Source organism: Plantactinospora sp. BC1 (genome assembly GCF_003030345.1).
In the GTDB taxonomy this organism is placed as follows: Bacteria; Actinomycetota; Actinomycetes; order Mycobacteriales; family Micromonosporaceae; genus Plantactinospora.
In genome coordinates, this window is record NZ_CP028158.1 from 8,062,590 (window position 1) to 8,077,253 (window position 14,664).

Consider the following 14,664-nt stretch of genomic DNA (forward strand, 5'->3'; position numbering starts at 1 on the left):
GAGAGTCGTGGCGGCCGAGAGTCCTGGCGGCCGAGAGTCCTGGCGGGCGAGAGTCGTGGTCGTCGAGAGTCGTAAGTGACGAGGGTCGTAACTGACGGAAGTCGTGGCCGACGAGATCGGTCGACGACCGGCACGGAGGTGTGGCGATGCGTCGTCGGAGGATCGGCAGTGGACTCCTCGGTGCCGGAGTCGGCACGGCTCTCCTGGTCACGGCCCTGGCCGTGCCACAAGCGGCGACCGCCAGCCCGGAGGCCGGTCAGGCGGTGGCCGCCGGGCGGGGTGGGGGATGGCAGGGCGGGCCGCCGAGCGTCGGCCCCGGCGACGTCCGGTTCGAGCGGCGCACGCTGCGGCCCGGCCGGCCGCAGGAGGTCGGCCTGCTTCCCGAGTACGTCGACCGGCTGCGCACCGACGCCGAGGCGTACCTGGCGCCGACGCCGGACCACCCGACCTTCCCGACGTACGCCGGGGCCGTACTGCTCGCCGCCAAGGACGGGGTGATCGTCCGACACGAGGCGGTCGGTACGGCGGTGAAGTACGAATCGGTCGGGCCGGCCCCCGGCCGCGTCGGAGTCGAGTTGCCGGCCGAACAGCAGATCCCGATGCGCAAGGACACCATCTTCGACCTCGCCTCGATCTCCAAGCTCTTCACCACAGTGGTGGCACTGCGCCAGGTCGAGCGCGGCACCGTCGAGCTGGACGCGCCGGTGGTGCGCTACCTGCCGGAGTTCGCGGCCGGCGGCAAGGAGGCGGTGACCGTACGGATGCTGCTCACCCACACCGGCGGACTGCCCGCGTTCGCGCCACTGTGGAGCAGCTACCCGACCCCGGAGACCCGGGAGGCGGCAGCCCTGGCCACCCCGTTCGCCGCCGGTGCCAGCCCCGGCAACCAGTACGTCTACTCCGACCTCGGGCTGATCGCACTCGGCGTACTCGTGGAGCGGGTGACCGGCCGCCCGCTGGAACAGCTCGTCGCCGCCGAGGTGACCGGGCCGCTGCGGATGGTCGACACCGGCTACAACCCGGCAGCGGCGCTGCGGCACCGGATCGCCGCCACCGAATACCAGCCGTACGCCGACCGTGGCATGGTCTGGGGCGAGGTGCACGACGAGAACGCCTGGGCACTCGGCGGGGTGGCCGGGCACGCCGGACTCTTCTCCACCGCCGCCGACCTGGCCATCTTCTGCCAGATGCTGCTGAACGGCGGCGAATACCGGGGCGCCCGGATCCTGCGCGAGTCGACCGTGCGGGACATGCTGGTCAACTACAACGCCGGCCTGGAGAGCCGCTATCCGGAGAGTGACCGGGGGCTCGGGGTCGAGCTGCACAAGCACTGGTACATGTCCGGGCTCGCCTCGCCGGTCGCGTTCGGGCACACCGGGTTCACCGGTACCTCCATCGTGATCGACCCGCTGTCGCACACCTTCCTGATCCTGCTCAGCAACCGGGTACACCCGGACCGGAACTGGGGCAGCAACAACGTGGCCCGGCGGGCGCTGGCCCGCGACCTGGCGTACGCGACTCCGGTCCGGCCGCTGCTGGGCGGCACCGCCTGGCGCGCGGACGACCTCGACGGCGGCAGCGTCACCCTCACCGCGCCGCTGCGCCGCGCCGCCGGCCGCGCGTCGGTGGCCAGCTTCCAACTCTGGTACGACACCGAGCCGCGCTACGACCTGCTGCACTTCCAGACCTCGGCGGACGGCGGCGCGACCTGGACCCCGGTCGACGTGACCCTGGTCGGGCCGACCGGACGGTGGACCGCCGAGGGATCGGTCACCGGCTACGGCGGCCGGCGCTGGTGGCAGGCGTTCGCGGAACTGCCGGCCGGCACCACCGACCTGCGCTGGAGCTACACCACCGACGGCAGTTCCCGGGGCCGGGGCGTCTACGTCGACGGCCTGCTCGTGGTCGGCACCAACGGCCTGCTCTTCTCCGGCGAGGGCACCGACGCCACCCGATTCGCCCCAACCGGCTGGCGCCCCGCCGACCGCTGACCGGCTGTCCAAGATTCTTGTTGCGCTGTGGTCAGCTACGCGCCACGAATCAACAAGAATCTTGCGGCGCCCTTGGGTTGTCCACAGGTGCGCGGGTGGGTGTGGTGCGAGTGGGGGGCGGGTGGGGAGACTTGCGGGGTGTCGGTGCGGGGGAGGGGTTCGGTCGGGGCCCGGGGCGCATCCGTTGGTGTTCCCGGGCAGTGGGCTCGACCGGAGCTGCCCGGCGAGGAGGCCGACGAGTTCGACTGGTTGGCGTTCGAGCAGTCCGGTGTGGTGACGAGCCGGCAGGCGGCGGAGTCGCTCGGCAGGGCCACCGTGCGTGGTCTGGTGCGGTCCGGCAGGTGGCGTGCGATCTGCCACAACGTGCTGCTCACCGGCAACGGCCGACTCACCCGCGACCAGCAGTTGTGGGTCGCGGTCCTCGCGTCCGGCAGCGACGCCGTGCTCGCCGGTGCCACCGCCGCGGCCGAGGCGGGCGTACGCGGGCTCCGGCAGGAACCGCTGCACGTGCTCATCCCCGCCAACCGGCAGGTGTCCGGCATCCTGCGCCGGTTGCCGCTGGACATGCCGGCCGTGCTGGTACGGCGCACCACGATCCTGCCCGAGTCGCACCTGCAGGTCGGCCGGCCGACGCGTACGAGCGTGGCCCGGGCACTGGCCGACGCGGCGGGTTGGGCGCGCTCCGACGACGAGGCGCGGACCGTCCTCGCGGCCGGCTGCCAGCAGCGGCGTACGACGGCCGGTGAGATCCGGGGCGTGGTGGCGGAGCTGCCGAAACTGCGGCGTCGACCGTTGATCCTGCGGACCCTCGACGGCATCGAGGGCGGCGCGCAGGCGCTCTCCGAGCTGGACTTCGTGGCACTGTGCCGGCGGTTCCGGCTGCCCCTGCCGGAACTCCAGCAACGGCGGGTGGATGCCGGTGGCCGGGTGCGCTACCTGGACGCCTACTGGCGGCGGTGGCGGCTGCATGTCGAGATCGACGGCGCGCACCACATGGATGCCCGGCGCTGGGCGGCGGACCTGCGCCGGCAGAACGACATCTGGATCGCCGGTGACCGCATCCTGCGGTTTCCGGCCTGGCTCGTCCGCAGCCGGCCGACGGAGGTGGCCGACCAGTTGCGGGCGGCACTGGTGGCGGGCGGCTGGTCCGCCGACCGGTGACCCAGGGCCGGGGGCCGGCCGCCTCCGGGTGAACGCGTCAGCGAGGGTGCTCAGGGTGTGGCGAGGGCGGACGGAACCTCTTCCTCGACCCCTCGGATCAGAACGACGCTGTACCCGACGATCCAGACCAGCCAGAGCAGCCAGCCGACCAGGCCGAAGAGGGCGAGCGGGTTGACCCCGTCGGCGCCGTACGGGCTGGTGGTGGCGGCGAGGAAGAGCAGCGCCGCGCCGAGCAGGCCGACGGCGGCATGCCAGCGGCCGACCAGGCCGGCCCGCCGGCCGCTGACGGAGAGGCCGAGCAGCGCCGTCGCCAGGAAGATCTGGTTGAAGCCGAAGAGCGCGTTGTGCAGGCCCCAGAGCCCGGCCACGGCGCCCAGGTCGTGACTGGCGGTGCCCGGGTCGTGGGTGGCGGTGGTGGCGACGGCCAGCCGGGCCGCTCCCACCCCGGCGAACGCCACGCACTGCATGAGAATGCCGGCGAGGCCGACCAGGGCCCAGCCGTCGCCCCGGATCCGGTCGTGGCGCCACAGCGCGGCGAAGACTCCGGCGGCGAAGATGGTGGCCAGCAACCAGGCGGTGGGCAGCAGGGCGGAGGTGAGACGGAGTGCGTCCGACGCGTCGGCGTGCAGCCTGGCTACCTCGTCGAATCCCACCGCGTCGGAGGGGGTCGGGAAGCCGGCCGAGACCAGCGCCAGGTTGCCGCCGAGCAGCAGCAGTACGAAGCCGATGCCGGAGAGGCCGGCCAGCCGGGTGAAGCGCATGAGCTGCCTCCAATTGGCTTTACGCGAATTATATTGAATATAGGCAGCGACAAGAGGGAGGACAAGATGGCGGCAGCGCCGGAACGGCGGCGGTACGACTCGCTGGTCCGGACCGCCCAGGCCGACGAGACCCGCCGGCAGATCGCCCAGGCGGCCCGCCGGCTCTTCGTGGCACAGGGGTGGGGGCAGACGACCGTACGGGAGGTGGCCCGCGAGGCCGGCGTCTCGGTCCCGACGGTCTACTCGGCGTACGGCAACAAGAAGGGTCTCGCCATCGCGCTGATGGACGCCGCCGACCTCGCCGCCGACCCGGATCGGCTGGTGGCGGAGCTGGCGGCCGCCGACGACCCGCCCGGTCAGCTCGCGGTCTCGGTCGCCTTCCACCGCAGGCTGTACGAGCGGGCGGGAGACGTGATCCTGCTGCTCCGCGAGGGCGGGCGGACCGAACCCGAACTCGCCGCCGCCTACCGCGAAGGACCCCGGCGCGGCGAGGAGGCGCTGCTACGGCTCTTCTCCTCGTGGCCCACCGGCGCCCTCCGGGACGGCGTCGACCCGCGTACCGCCGTCGACATGTACGGGGCGATCTGCGGCATCGACGCGTACACCGGGTTGACCGCCGGACGCGGCTGGTCGCCAGAGCGCGTCGAAGGCTGGTGGACGGGCCTGCTCACCCGGGAACTGCTCGGCTAGAAGGCGCAGGCGATGACGAGTTCCGGGGTGCGGTCGGGCAGGAAGTCGAGCTTGCCGATCCGGCCCGCCGCCTTCAGGTCACCGGCGATGCTGGCCAACTGCTCCAGCATCGCCGCCGGACCGAGCGCCTCGGCCAGCGGGATTTCGGTACGCATCGACACCTTGCGCTCCGACTTCGCCCGGCGGATCTGGGTCAGTGCCGCGCCGGCCAGCTCCAACAGGGCCGGGTCGCCGTCGGCGGCCACCCGTTGGATCTCGTACGTCGTCGGCCAGGGCGAGCGGTGCACCGAGCCGTACCGCCACCAGGACCAGACCTCCTCGGTGACGTACGGCAGGAACGGGGCGAAGAGCCGCAGCAGCGTGGCGAGGGCGGCGGCGAGTGCCGCACGGGCCGAATCGGCACCCGGCCCCTCGCCGTACGCGCGTTCCTTCACCAACTCGATGTAGTCGTCGCAGAACCGCCAGAAGTACGCCTCGGTGACCTGCATCGCCTCGGTGTGGTCGTACCTGTCGAAGGCGGCGGTGGCGCTGGCGACCACGGTGGAGAGTCCGGCGAGCATCGACCGGTCCAGCGGTTCGGTCGCCGACGCCCGCAGGGCGTCGCCGGCACCGAGGCCGAGCGCGAACTTGGACGCGTTGAGCAGTTTGGTGGCGAGCCGCCGGCCGATCCGGATCTGTCCCGGGTCGAACGCCAGGTCGGTGCCGGGCCGACCGTTCGCCGCCCAGTAGCGGACGGCGTCCGGGCCGTGCTCCTCCAGCAGCCCCAGCGGGGTCTGCACGTTCCCCTTGGACTTGGACATCTTCTTGCGGTCCGGGTCGAGGATCCAGCCGGAGAGCACCGCGTCCCGCCACGGCAGCACCCCGGCCTCCAGGTGCGAGCGCACCACGGTCGCAAACAACCAGGTACGGATGATCTCCTGCCCCTGCGGCCGCAGGTCCATCGGAAAGACCCGGGCGTAGAGGTCGGGATCGTCGAGCCAGCCGCCGACGATCTGCGGGGTCAGCGACGAGGTGGCCCAGGTGTCCATCACGTCCGGATCGGCCATGAAACCACCCGGCTGGCCGCGCTGCGCCTCGGTGTAGCCGGCCGGGACCTCGGAGGTCGGGTCGACGGGCAGCGTCGCCTCGTCCGCCGTGAGAGGCTGGGCGTAATCCGGCTCGCCAGCGTCGTCGAGCCGGTACCAGACCGGGAACGGCACCCCGAAATAGCGCTGCCGGCTGATCAGCCAGTCCCCGGTCAGCCCGCCCACCCAGTGCTCGTAGCGGTGCCGCATGTGTGCCGGCACCCAGTTCAGCTCGCCGCCCCGGTCGAGCAGGGCGGCCCGCAACTCGGCGTCCCGACCGCCGTTGCGCAGATACCACTGCCGGGTCGAGATGATCTCCAGCGGGCTGTCGCCCTTCTCGTAGAACTTCACCGGATGCGTGACCGGCCTCGGCTCGCCGTCCAGGTCACCGGAGTCGGCCAACAGCTCCACGATCCGCCGCCGGGCCGCGTTGACCTTCAGCCCCGAGAGTTCGGCGTACCGGGCCGGGTCGACCCCGGGCGGTGGCTCCGGCAGCAGCCGGCCGTCCCGGCCGATCACCACCCGGGCGGGCAGCCGCAGCTCCCGCCACCAGGTCACATCGGCCAGGTCACCGAAGGTGCAGGTCATCACCAACCCGCTGCCCTTGGCCGGATCCGCCAGCGGGTGGGCGTAGACGGTCACCTCGGTGCCGAAGAGCGGGGTGCGGACGGTACCGCCGACCAGGTCCGCGTACCGCTCGTCGTCGGGGTGGCAGACCAGCGCCACGCAGGCCGGCAGCAGCTCGGGGCGGGTGGTCTCGACGTACACGTACGGGTCGTCGCGGCCGGGGCCGGGGCCGATCGGGGTACCGGCGCTGCCCGGCCCGGAGGCGAGCACCTCGAACCGGATCCGGTGGTACGCCCCCGGCCGCTCCCGATCCTCCAGCTCCGCCTGGGCCACCGCCGTGCCGAAGCCGACGTCCCAGAGCGCGGGCGCCTCGGCCGAGTACGCCTCACCCCGGGCCAGGTTCCGCAGGAACGCCCGCTGCGCGGTGGCCTGCGCCGTACGGCCGATCGTGGTGTACGTCAGCGACCAGTCCACCGACAGCCCGAGGCGTCGCCACAGCTCCTCGTAGACCTGCTCGTCCTCGGCGGTCAGCGAGGCGCACAGCTCCACGAAGTTGCGCCGGGAGATCGCGACCGGATGCCGCCGGGCCTGCTCGTCGACCGGTCGCTGCGGCGGCCGCCACTGCGGGTCGTACGGCAGGCTCGGGTCGCAGCTCACCCCGTAGACGTTCTGCACCCGACGCTCGGTGGGCAGCCCGTTGTCGTCCCAGCCCATCGGATAGAAGACCGTCCGGCCGCGCATCCGCTGGAACCGGGCCACCGTGTCGGTGTGGGTGTAGGAGAAGACGTGCCCCATGTGCAGTTCGCCGGATACGGTCGGCGGGGGAGTGTCGATCGAGTACACGTCCGACCGGCTCTTGCTCCGGTCGAAGGCGTACGTCCCCTCCTCCTGCCACCGGCGGGCCCACTTCTCGGCCAGCCCGTCCAGGCTCGGCCGCTCGGGGACACCGGTGCGCTGGTGCCGCGCCGCATCCGTCATTGGCCGATGGTACGGGAGACGACCGGGCGGCCGACCGGGATTTCCGCAGCGCAGGCCCGGCCGTCGGAGGGCACGCGGCCGCCCCGACGTGACCCCGGCCCGCGGGCAGTCCGCGTGACGACGGCCCGCGGTCGTCGCTTCGAGGGGATCGGTGTCGACCCCCGCACCATGGCGCCGGGGTACGACACCCCGGCCCGGCCGGTGATCGGCAGGCTACGGTGGACGGCGTGATTCCCGAGGCGCTGGCCCGCAACGCACGGCAGGTGTGGGGGGCGGACGGCGTTCGCTGGCTCACCGAGCTGCCCCGGGTACTCGCCGAGGTGGCCGCCGACTGGGAGCTGACCGTCGGTGAGCCGTTCGACCTGTCGTTCCACTACGTCACGGCGGTGACCTGTGCCGACGGCCGACCGGCGGTACTGAAGCTGGGCGTGCCGAGCGGGGAGTCGCTGCGTACCGAGGCGGCGGCGCTGACCGCGTTCGCCGGGCGGGGCGCCGTACGCCTGCTCCGCGCCGACCTCGACCGGGCCGCCCTGCTGCTGGAGCGGGCCGAGCCCGGCTGGCGGCTGCGTGACCTGGTGCCCGGCCGGGACGCCGAGGCGACCACGGTGGCGGCGGAGCTGCTGCGCCGGCTCGCCGTGCCGGCGCCGGCCGACTGCCCGCTGCCGGACCTCTCCAGCTACATCGCCGGCTTCGATGAGTACCTCGCGGTGTGGGGGGAGGACGGACCGCTCCCGGCCGACCTGGTCGGCCGGGCTGGTGGCCTGATGCGCGAGCTGTGCGCGTCGGCGCCGGAGCGGGTGGTGCTGCACGGCGACCTGCACCACGACAACATCCTGCGCGCGGAGCGCGAACCATGGCTCGCGATCGACCCGCACGGGCTGGTCGGCGACCCCGGCTTCGAGGTCGGCGCGCTGCTCTACAACCCGGAGCCGGGCGACCGGGACCCGGCGTTGACCGCGCTGGTGCCGGCCCGGGTCGAACAGCTCGCCGACCTGCTGGCGATGCCGGTGGACCGGGTGGTCGGCTGGGGCTTCGTGATGGCGGTGCTGTCGGACGTCTGGACGGCCGAGGACTGGAAACCGGGCGACCGGTCGCCGGCCAGCCGCGGCCTGGACGTCGCGCGGCTGCTGCTGCCCCGGCTGGGCTGAGCCCTTCCAGGCCGATCCGTGCAGCAGCGGCCCGGTCAGTGCAGCAGGGAGTCCTGCCACTGCCGGTGCAGGGCGGCGTACCGGCCGCCCCGGGCGATCAGCGTCTCCGGGGTACCGTCCTCGACCACCCGGCCGCCGTCCAGCACCAGCACCCGGTCCGCGATTTCCACAGTGGACAGCCGGTGGGCGATCACGATCGCCGTCCGGTCGGCGAGGATGGTCCGCAGGGCCCGCTGCACCAGCCGCTCGCTCGGAATGTCGAGTGACGAGGTGGCCTCGTCCAGGATCAGTACCGCCGGGTCGGCGAGGAACGCCCGGGCGAACGCGACGAGCTGCCGCTGCCCGGCCGAGAGCCGGCCGCCGCGCCGGTGCACGTCGGTCTCGTACCCGTCGGGCAGCGCCGCGACGAAGTCGTGCGCGCCGATCGCCTCTGCCGCCGCCACCACGTCCGCGTCGTCCGCCCCCGGCCGGCCGAACCGGATGTTGTCCGCCACCGACCCGGCGAAGAGATGGTTCTCCTGGGTGACCATCACCACCGCCCGGCGCAGGTCGGTGTCGGCGACGTCGCGCAGGTCGACGCCGTCCAGGGTGACGGTGCCCCGGGTCGGGTCGTAGAACCGGGCCACCAGCTTCGCCACCGTCGACTTCCCCGCCCCGGTCGCGCCGACCAGCGCCACCGTCTGGCCGGCCGGGATCGACAGGGTCAGCTCCGGCAGGACCGGGGTGTCGCAGCGGTAGCCGAAGCTCACCGCCCGCAGTTCGACGGCACCCCGGACCGGCCCGGCCGGCAGCGGGCGGGGCGCGGCCGGCTCCGGTACGCCGGGCCGCTCGTCGAGTACTCCGGCCAGCTTCTCCAGCGCCGCCGTCGCGGACTGGAGAGCGTTGTAGAACTGGCTCAACTCCTGCATCGGCTCGAAGAACCGGCGGAGGTAGAGCAGGAACGCGGCGAGTACCCCGATCTCGGCGTGCCCGCCGATCACCCGCATGCCGCCGTACGCCAGCACCACCGCGATGGTCACGTTGCCGATCACCTTGATCGCCGGGGAGTAGGTGGCGATCAGCCGAAACGCCCGCAGGTTCGCCCGCCGGTGGTCATCGTTGAGGGCGGTGAAGATCTGCTGGTTGCGCGGCTCCCGGCGGAACGCCTGCACCGCCCGGATGCCGCCGAGCGACTCGACGAAGTGGACGATCACCAGCGCGACCGTCTCCCGGGTACGCCGGTAGGCGGACGCGGAGGCGCGGGCGAACCAGCGGGAGAGCCAGAGCAGGAACGGGAAGGCGAGCAGGGTGACCACGGCCAGCGGCGCGTCGAGCCAGAGCAGGACGCCGGCCACCGAGACGATGGAGAGCACGGCGAGCACCAGGTCGTCGATGCCGCCGTCGACCAGTTCGGCGATCGAGTCCATGTCACTGGTCAGCCGGGCCACCAGCCGGCCCGAGGTGTAGCGCTCGTGGAAGCTGACCGAGAGCCGCAGGAAGTGCTCGTACACCCGGCGGCGCAGGTCGAGCAGGATGGCCTGGCCGATCCGGGTGGAGAGGGTGAGGAAGCCGCGCTTGCCGGCGTACTCGGCTCCGGCGGCGAGCCCGAACGCGGTCGCCACCGCGACGAGTGGACCCGGATCACCGGCCCGGAGCGGTCCGATCGCCCGGTCGATGCCGAGCATCACCAGGTACGGCCCGGCCATCCCGGCCGCGTTCTGGAGCAGCAGCAGGGCGACCGCCACGCCGATCAGCCTGCGGTGTGGCCGGATCAGCGAGCCGAGCAGGACCCGGCTGCGGTTGCGGAGCCTGGCGATGCCCTGTGCGGTGCCGGTCTCGGCGGCGGTACGGTCCGCCTCCGGATCGGCGGCGATCCCCCGCCACCGGGCCAGCCCCGCGGCGCTGGTCGTCGCGGTGTCGGCGGGCTCGGCCGCCCTCACGCCGTCGACCGGACCAACTGCCCTCACGCCGTCGACCGGTCCTGCTGCGGTCACGCCGTCGACCGGTCCTGCTGTCGTCATGACCGGACCAGTCCCAGGTCGTCGGTCTCCTCAACGGCTTCCGCGGTCCCCTCGGCCTCCCCGGCGGTCTCTGCGCTCTCCCCGGCGGTCTCGGCGGAGAGCACCGCCCGGTAGGCGGGCACCTCGCGCAGCAGTTCGGCGTGGGTACCGACGGCGGCGATCCGGCCGTCGGCGAGCAGCGCCACCCGGTCGGCGAGAGCCACGGTCGAGGGCCGGTGCACCACCACCAGCGCGGTGGTGTCCCGCAGCACCTGCGCCAGCGCCCGCTCGACCAGCGCCTCGGTGTGTACGTCCAGCGCCGACAGCGGATCGTCGAGCACGAGTACGCCGGGCCGGCCGAGTACCGCCCGGGCCAGGGCCAGCCGCTGCCGCTGCCCGCCGGAGAGGGAGAGCCCCTGCTCGCCGATCCGGGTGTCCAGACCCCACGGCAGGTCGTACACGAAATCGGCCTGGGCCACGGCGAGCGCGGCGCGTACCTCGTCGTCGCCGGCATCGGCCCGGCCCAGGGTGAGGTTCTCCCGGACGGACATCGAGAAGAGCGTCGGCTCCTCGAACGCGAACCCGACCCGGCTGCGCAGCGAGTCGAGCCGGAGGTCCCGGATGTCCCGCCCGTCCAGGGTGACCTGGCCGGCGGTGACGTCGTAGAGGCGCGGCACCAGCGACAGCAGGCTGGTCTTGCCGCAGCCGGTGGCACCGACGATGGCCAGCGTCTCGCCGGGTTGGACCGCCAGGTCGACGCCGCGCAGCACCGGGGGATCCTGCGGGTAGCCGAACCAGACCCCGTCGAAGCGGAGCGCGCCGCCCCGACCGGCCTCCTCCGGCCCGGCCAGCGCCACCGCGCCCGGCCGGTCGACGATCGTGGGACGCGTGTCGAGTACCTCGTAGATCCGGTCCGCCGCCGTCATCGCCTCCTGCGCGTTGGCGATGATCCAGGCGAGTGACTCGATCGGCCAGACCAGCATCAGTTGCAGGCTGACGAAGGCGACCAGCTCGCCGATGGTCAGCGAGCCGTCCGCGACGGCCACCGCACCGGCGACCAGCACCGCCGCCAGGGTCAGGTTGGGGATGAGGTCGAACTGTGCGGAGGTACGGGCCAGCAGCCGGCCCTTGCCGGTCGCGGTGTCGTGCAGCGTACGGCTGCCGGCCGCGAACCGCCCCGTCATCTCCGGGCGCCGGCCGAACGCCTTGACGGTGCGGATGCCCTGCGCCGACTCCTCGATCAGGGTGGCCAGGTCGCCCTGCTCGTCCTGGAGCCGCCGGGCCGCCAGCAGATAGGCCCGGGTGAAGCGGCGGGTCGCCAGGAACAGCGGTACCGCGCCCGCCGCGACCAGCAGCCCCAGGCCCGGGTGCAGCGTGATCAGCAGGGTCACCACGGCGACGTAGGTGGTGACGTTCACGACGAGGAAGAGCAGCCCGAAGGAGAGGAAGCGCCGGATCACCGACAGGTCACTGGTGACCCGGGACAGTAGTTGCCCGGACTGCCAGCGGTCGTGGAAGCCGATGTGCAGCCGTTGCAGGTGGGCGTAGATCTCGTCGCGGATGGTGGCCTCCATCCCGACCGCCGAGGAGGAGTGGGCCCACCGCCGGATGAAGATCAGTGCCGCTTCGGCGAGCCCGAGCAGCAGGGCCAGCCCGCCGAGCCGGAGCAGTCCGCCGGGGTCGCGGTGCGCGATCGGGCCGTCCACCGCCCGCTGCACCACCAGCGGTACGCAGATGCTCGCCCCGGTCGCCGCGAACGCCGCGAGCAGCAGCCAGACCAGTTGACCCCGGTACGGGCGGAGGTAGCGCCGCAGCCGCCAGAGGTTGCGCGGCAACGGGTTGCCGGGCAGCCGGAAGCCCGGCCGGCCCCGGACCGTGGGCTCGTCGTCACGATCCGGCGCCATGCCCTGACGTTAACGGTAAATCCAGCCTCCGGTTGAGTCGTGTTGTTGTCACCTGGTGTCGTTCGGCAGCGCCTCGCCGGGGCGGCGGCACCGGATCGACGCTGATCCACCACTCAGCGCCGGTCGGCGTACCGCTACCGGGACCGGTCGGTGTATCGGGTCGCGCGACGGTCACCCGTTGACCGGGCTCCCCTCGTGCGCGAGCAGCCAGCGCTTCACCGGCAGCCCCCAGCGGAAGCCGCCGAGCCCGCCGTCGGTACGCAACACCCGGTGACACGGTACGAAGAGCGCGGCGGCGTTGCGGGCACAGGCCATCGCGGCCGCCCGGACCGCCCGGGGCCGGCCGGAGAGCTCGGCGAACTCGGTGTAGGTGACCGGCTCGCCCGGCTTGACCTGCCGCAGCGTCTCCCAGGCGTGGGCCAGGAATGCGCCGTCCGTGTGCTGCGCGACCGGCACCGCGTCGATCGCGGTCAGGTCCCCGTCCAGATAGGAGCGTACGGCCGAGGTGACCGGGCCGAGTTCGGGCCGCTCCCGCACATCGCGGCGCAACCGTGGGTGCACCAGCCCGAGCAGGGTGCCGGAGTCCGTGCCGAAGCCGGCGGCGTGCACCGTTCCCTCCCGGTCGGCCAGCACCGTCAGGGCACCGGCCGGCGTCTCGATCCGGCTGCTGTACATCTCGTTCATTCCGCTCTCCATAGTCTGATCACCGCGTACGAGCGCCAGGGCCGCCAGCGGCCGGCGTACGCGTCGAGGCTCTTCGGGTCGTCGGGGAGGCCGAGCGCCGCGGCGCCCCGGCGTACCCCGAGGTCGGTGGGGAGGAAGACGTCGGGGTCGCCGATCGCCCGCATCGCGACGTAGCCGGCGGTCCACGGGCCGATGCCGGGCAGCGCGGTCAGCCGGTCGACCAGCTCGGCCCGGTCCGCGCCGGGGTCCAGGTCCAGGTCGCCGGCGGCGACCGCCTCGGCCAGGGCCCGGATCGTCGCCCGCCGGGCGGCCGGCATGCCGAACGCCGAGTCGGGCAGCGCCAGCACCTCCTCGGCGGACGGAAACGCGCGCAGCCCGCCGCTCCCGCCCGGGCCGGGCGGGCTGCCCACCGCCCCCGCCGCCGGCTCGACCTCCGGCCCGGCCTGGTCGGTGCCGGGCAGGGTGTCCCGGGGCGGGGTGGTCGGCGTGCCGGCGGTGGTCGCGGCGGCGAGCCGGGCCAGCACGGTACGCGCACCGGCGACCGAGACCTGCTGGCCGACGATCGCCCGGACGGCCATCTCGAAACCGTCCACCGCACGGGGTACCCGGATGCCGGGCTCCTTCGCCACCGCCTCGGCGAACGCGGGATCGGCGCCGAGCAGGGCGTCCACCGCCTCCGGGTCGGCGTCCAGGTCGAAGAGCCGGCGGCAGCGGGCCACCGCCGGGGCCAAATCGCGGACGTCGGTGAGCCGGAGGGTGGCGGCGACGTACCCGGGCATCGGGGTCAGGGCGATCTCGGCCGGTCCGTTCGGCAGCCGCAGGCCACGGCGGTACGACCCGGCGCCGACCTCCTCGATCCCGGGCACCGCCCGCAGGGCGAGGAAGTCCAGTAGCGCGTCGGCGTGCAGCGGTGCCCGGTAGGCGAGCCGCAGCGTGATCGTCCCCGGTACGCCGTTGCCGTTCGGGCCGCCCGTCGTGCCGTTGCCGTGCGGGCCGCCTGTTCTGCCGTTGCCGTTCGGGCCGCCCCGGACGGTCGCGGCCGCCAGATCAGCGCTGCGCAGCGGCCGGGAAGCACGGCGGGAGCCCGTACCGGCGGTGCGGCGGGCGGCGTCGCGCAGCGCGGACGGCGCGACCGCGTACACCTCGCGGATCGTGTCGTTGAACTGCCGTACGCTGCCGAAACCGGCGGCGAAGGCGATCTCGGCCAGGCCGAGGTCGGTCGTCTCGACCAGGATCCGGGCGGTCTGCGCCCGCTGGGCCCGGGCCAGCGCGAGCGGCCCGGCGCCCACCTCCGCGACCAGCATCCGGTTCAGGTGCCGCTCGGTGTAGCCGAGCCGGCTCGCCAGCCCCGGCACCCCCTCCCGGTCGACCACGCCGTCGGCGATCAGCCGCATCGCCCGGCCGACGACGTCGGCCCGGACGTTCCACTCCGGCGAACCGGGGGCGGCGTCCGGCCGGCACCGCCGGCAGGCGCGCAGTCCGGCCCGCTGGGCGGCGGCGGCCGACGGGTAGAACCGGACGTTGTGCCGCTTCGGGGTCGTCGCCGGGCAGGACGGCCGGCAGTAGATGCCGGTGGTGGTGACGCCGGTGTAGAACCAGCCGTCGAACCGCTGGTCCCGGCTGTCGACCGCCCGATAGCACCGCTCGAAGTCCAGCTCCATGCCTTCGATGGTGCACCGTGCCGGCCGCGCTGACTCGCGGAAATCGGACCTGGCCGTGCGTACCCGCACCCGGGTG

9 protein-coding genes and 1 pseudogene are annotated in these 14,664 nt (G+C 73.5%); 4 read left to right on the forward strand and 6 right to left on the reverse strand.

What is annotated here, in order from left to right; translation table 11 throughout:
- Window positions 1–146 precede the first annotated feature (146 nt).
- Window positions 147–1,991, forward strand: coding sequence for a serine hydrolase (locus tag C6361_RS35420; protein WP_159079634.1), 1,845 nt, complete (start codon window positions 147–149; stop codon window positions 1,989–1,991).
- 138 nt (window positions 1,992–2,129) lie between these two features.
- Entirely contained in the window at window positions 2,130–3,152 is a 1,023-nt protein-coding gene (locus C6361_RS35425) for an endonuclease domain-containing protein (RefSeq protein ID WP_234359197.1), read from the forward strand.
- Between the two features lie 50 nt (window positions 3,153–3,202).
- On the opposite strand, the gene C6361_RS35430 is transcribed toward C6361_RS35425, so the two are convergent.
- Window positions 3,203–3,913 carry a DUF4386 family protein gene (locus C6361_RS35430; RefSeq protein ID WP_107270489.1) on the reverse strand — a complete coding sequence of 237 codons (711 nt, stop codon included), beginning with the start codon at window positions 3,911–3,913 and terminating at the stop codon, window positions 3,203–3,205.
- A 66-nt stretch (window positions 3,914–3,979) separates the two neighbouring features.
- Between C6361_RS35430 and C6361_RS35435 the strand changes: the two genes are divergently transcribed.
- Window positions 3,980–4,603 (forward strand): TetR/AcrR family transcriptional regulator, encoded by a 624-nt coding sequence (locus C6361_RS35435; RefSeq protein ID WP_107270490.1) that lies wholly within the window; start codon window positions 3,980–3,982, stop codon window positions 4,601–4,603.
- Here the strand turns inward: C6361_RS35435 and valS are convergent.
- Window positions 4,600–7,212, reverse strand: a complete 2,613-nt coding sequence (valS, locus tag C6361_RS35440; RefSeq protein ID WP_107270491.1) for a valine--tRNA ligase — start codon at window positions 7,210–7,212, stop codon at window positions 4,600–4,602. The two genes, C6361_RS35435 and valS, sit on opposite strands and share 4 nt — an antisense overlap.
- A 227-nt stretch (window positions 7,213–7,439) precedes the next feature.
- On the opposite strand from valS, the gene C6361_RS35450 reads away from it, so the two are divergent.
- The gene (locus C6361_RS35450) at window positions 7,440–8,360 is read left to right on the forward strand and encodes an aminoglycoside phosphotransferase family protein (protein ID WP_159079635.1); all 921 of its coding nucleotides are present in this window, start codon (window positions 7,440–7,442) and stop codon (window positions 8,358–8,360) included.
- Between the two features lie 35 nt (window positions 8,361–8,395).
- Here the strand turns inward: C6361_RS35450 and C6361_RS35455 are convergent, their stop codons facing one another.
- The 4 genes and pseudogenes from C6361_RS35455 to C6361_RS35470 form a co-directional block, all read right to left on the reverse strand.
- A complete protein-coding gene (locus C6361_RS35455) occupies window positions 8,396–10,279 on the reverse strand; it encodes an ABC transporter ATP-binding protein (protein WP_234359198.1) in 1,884 nt (627 codons plus the stop codon).
- Window positions 10,280–10,356: 77 nt separating this feature from the next.
- Window positions 10,357–12,243, reverse strand: coding sequence for an ABC transporter ATP-binding protein (locus C6361_RS35460; RefSeq protein ID WP_107270495.1), 1,887 nt, complete (start codon window positions 12,241–12,243; stop codon window positions 10,357–10,359).
- Between the two features lie 171 nt (window positions 12,244–12,414).
- Window positions 12,415–12,927, reverse strand: coding sequence for a methylated-DNA--[protein]-cysteine S-methyltransferase (locus C6361_RS35465; RefSeq protein WP_107257845.1), 513 nt, complete (start codon window positions 12,925–12,927; stop codon window positions 12,415–12,417).
- 508 nt (window positions 12,928–13,435) lie between these two features.
- Window positions 13,436–14,588 (reverse strand): annotated as a pseudogene (locus C6361_RS35470) (bifunctional transcriptional activator/DNA repair enzyme AdaA); the annotation flags it as partial.
- Window positions 14,589–14,664: the final 76 nt, after the last annotated feature.

Coding starts and splice junctions, on each gene's coding strand:
- C6361_RS35435 (WP_107270490.1), top strand. CDS start 3,980: ATGGCGGCAGCGCCGGAACGGCGGCGGTACGACTCGCTGGTCCGGACC.
- C6361_RS35420 (WP_159079634.1), top strand. CDS start 147: ATGCGTCGTCGGAGGATCGGCAGTGGACTCCTCGGTGCCGGAGTCGGC.
- C6361_RS35465 (WP_107257845.1), bottom strand. CDS start 12,927: ATGAACGAGATGTACAGCAGCCGGATCGAGACGCCGGCCGGTGCCCTG.
- C6361_RS35430 (WP_107270489.1), bottom strand. CDS start 3,913: ATGCGCTTCACCCGGCTGGCCGGCCTCTCCGGCATCGGCTTCGTACTG.
- C6361_RS35460 (WP_107270495.1), bottom strand. CDS start 12,243: ATGGCGCCGGATCGTGACGACGAGCCCACGGTCCGGGGCCGGCCGGGC.
- valS (WP_107270491.1), bottom strand. CDS start 7,212: ATGACGGATGCGGCGCGGCACCAGCGCACCGGTGTCCCCGAGCGGCCG.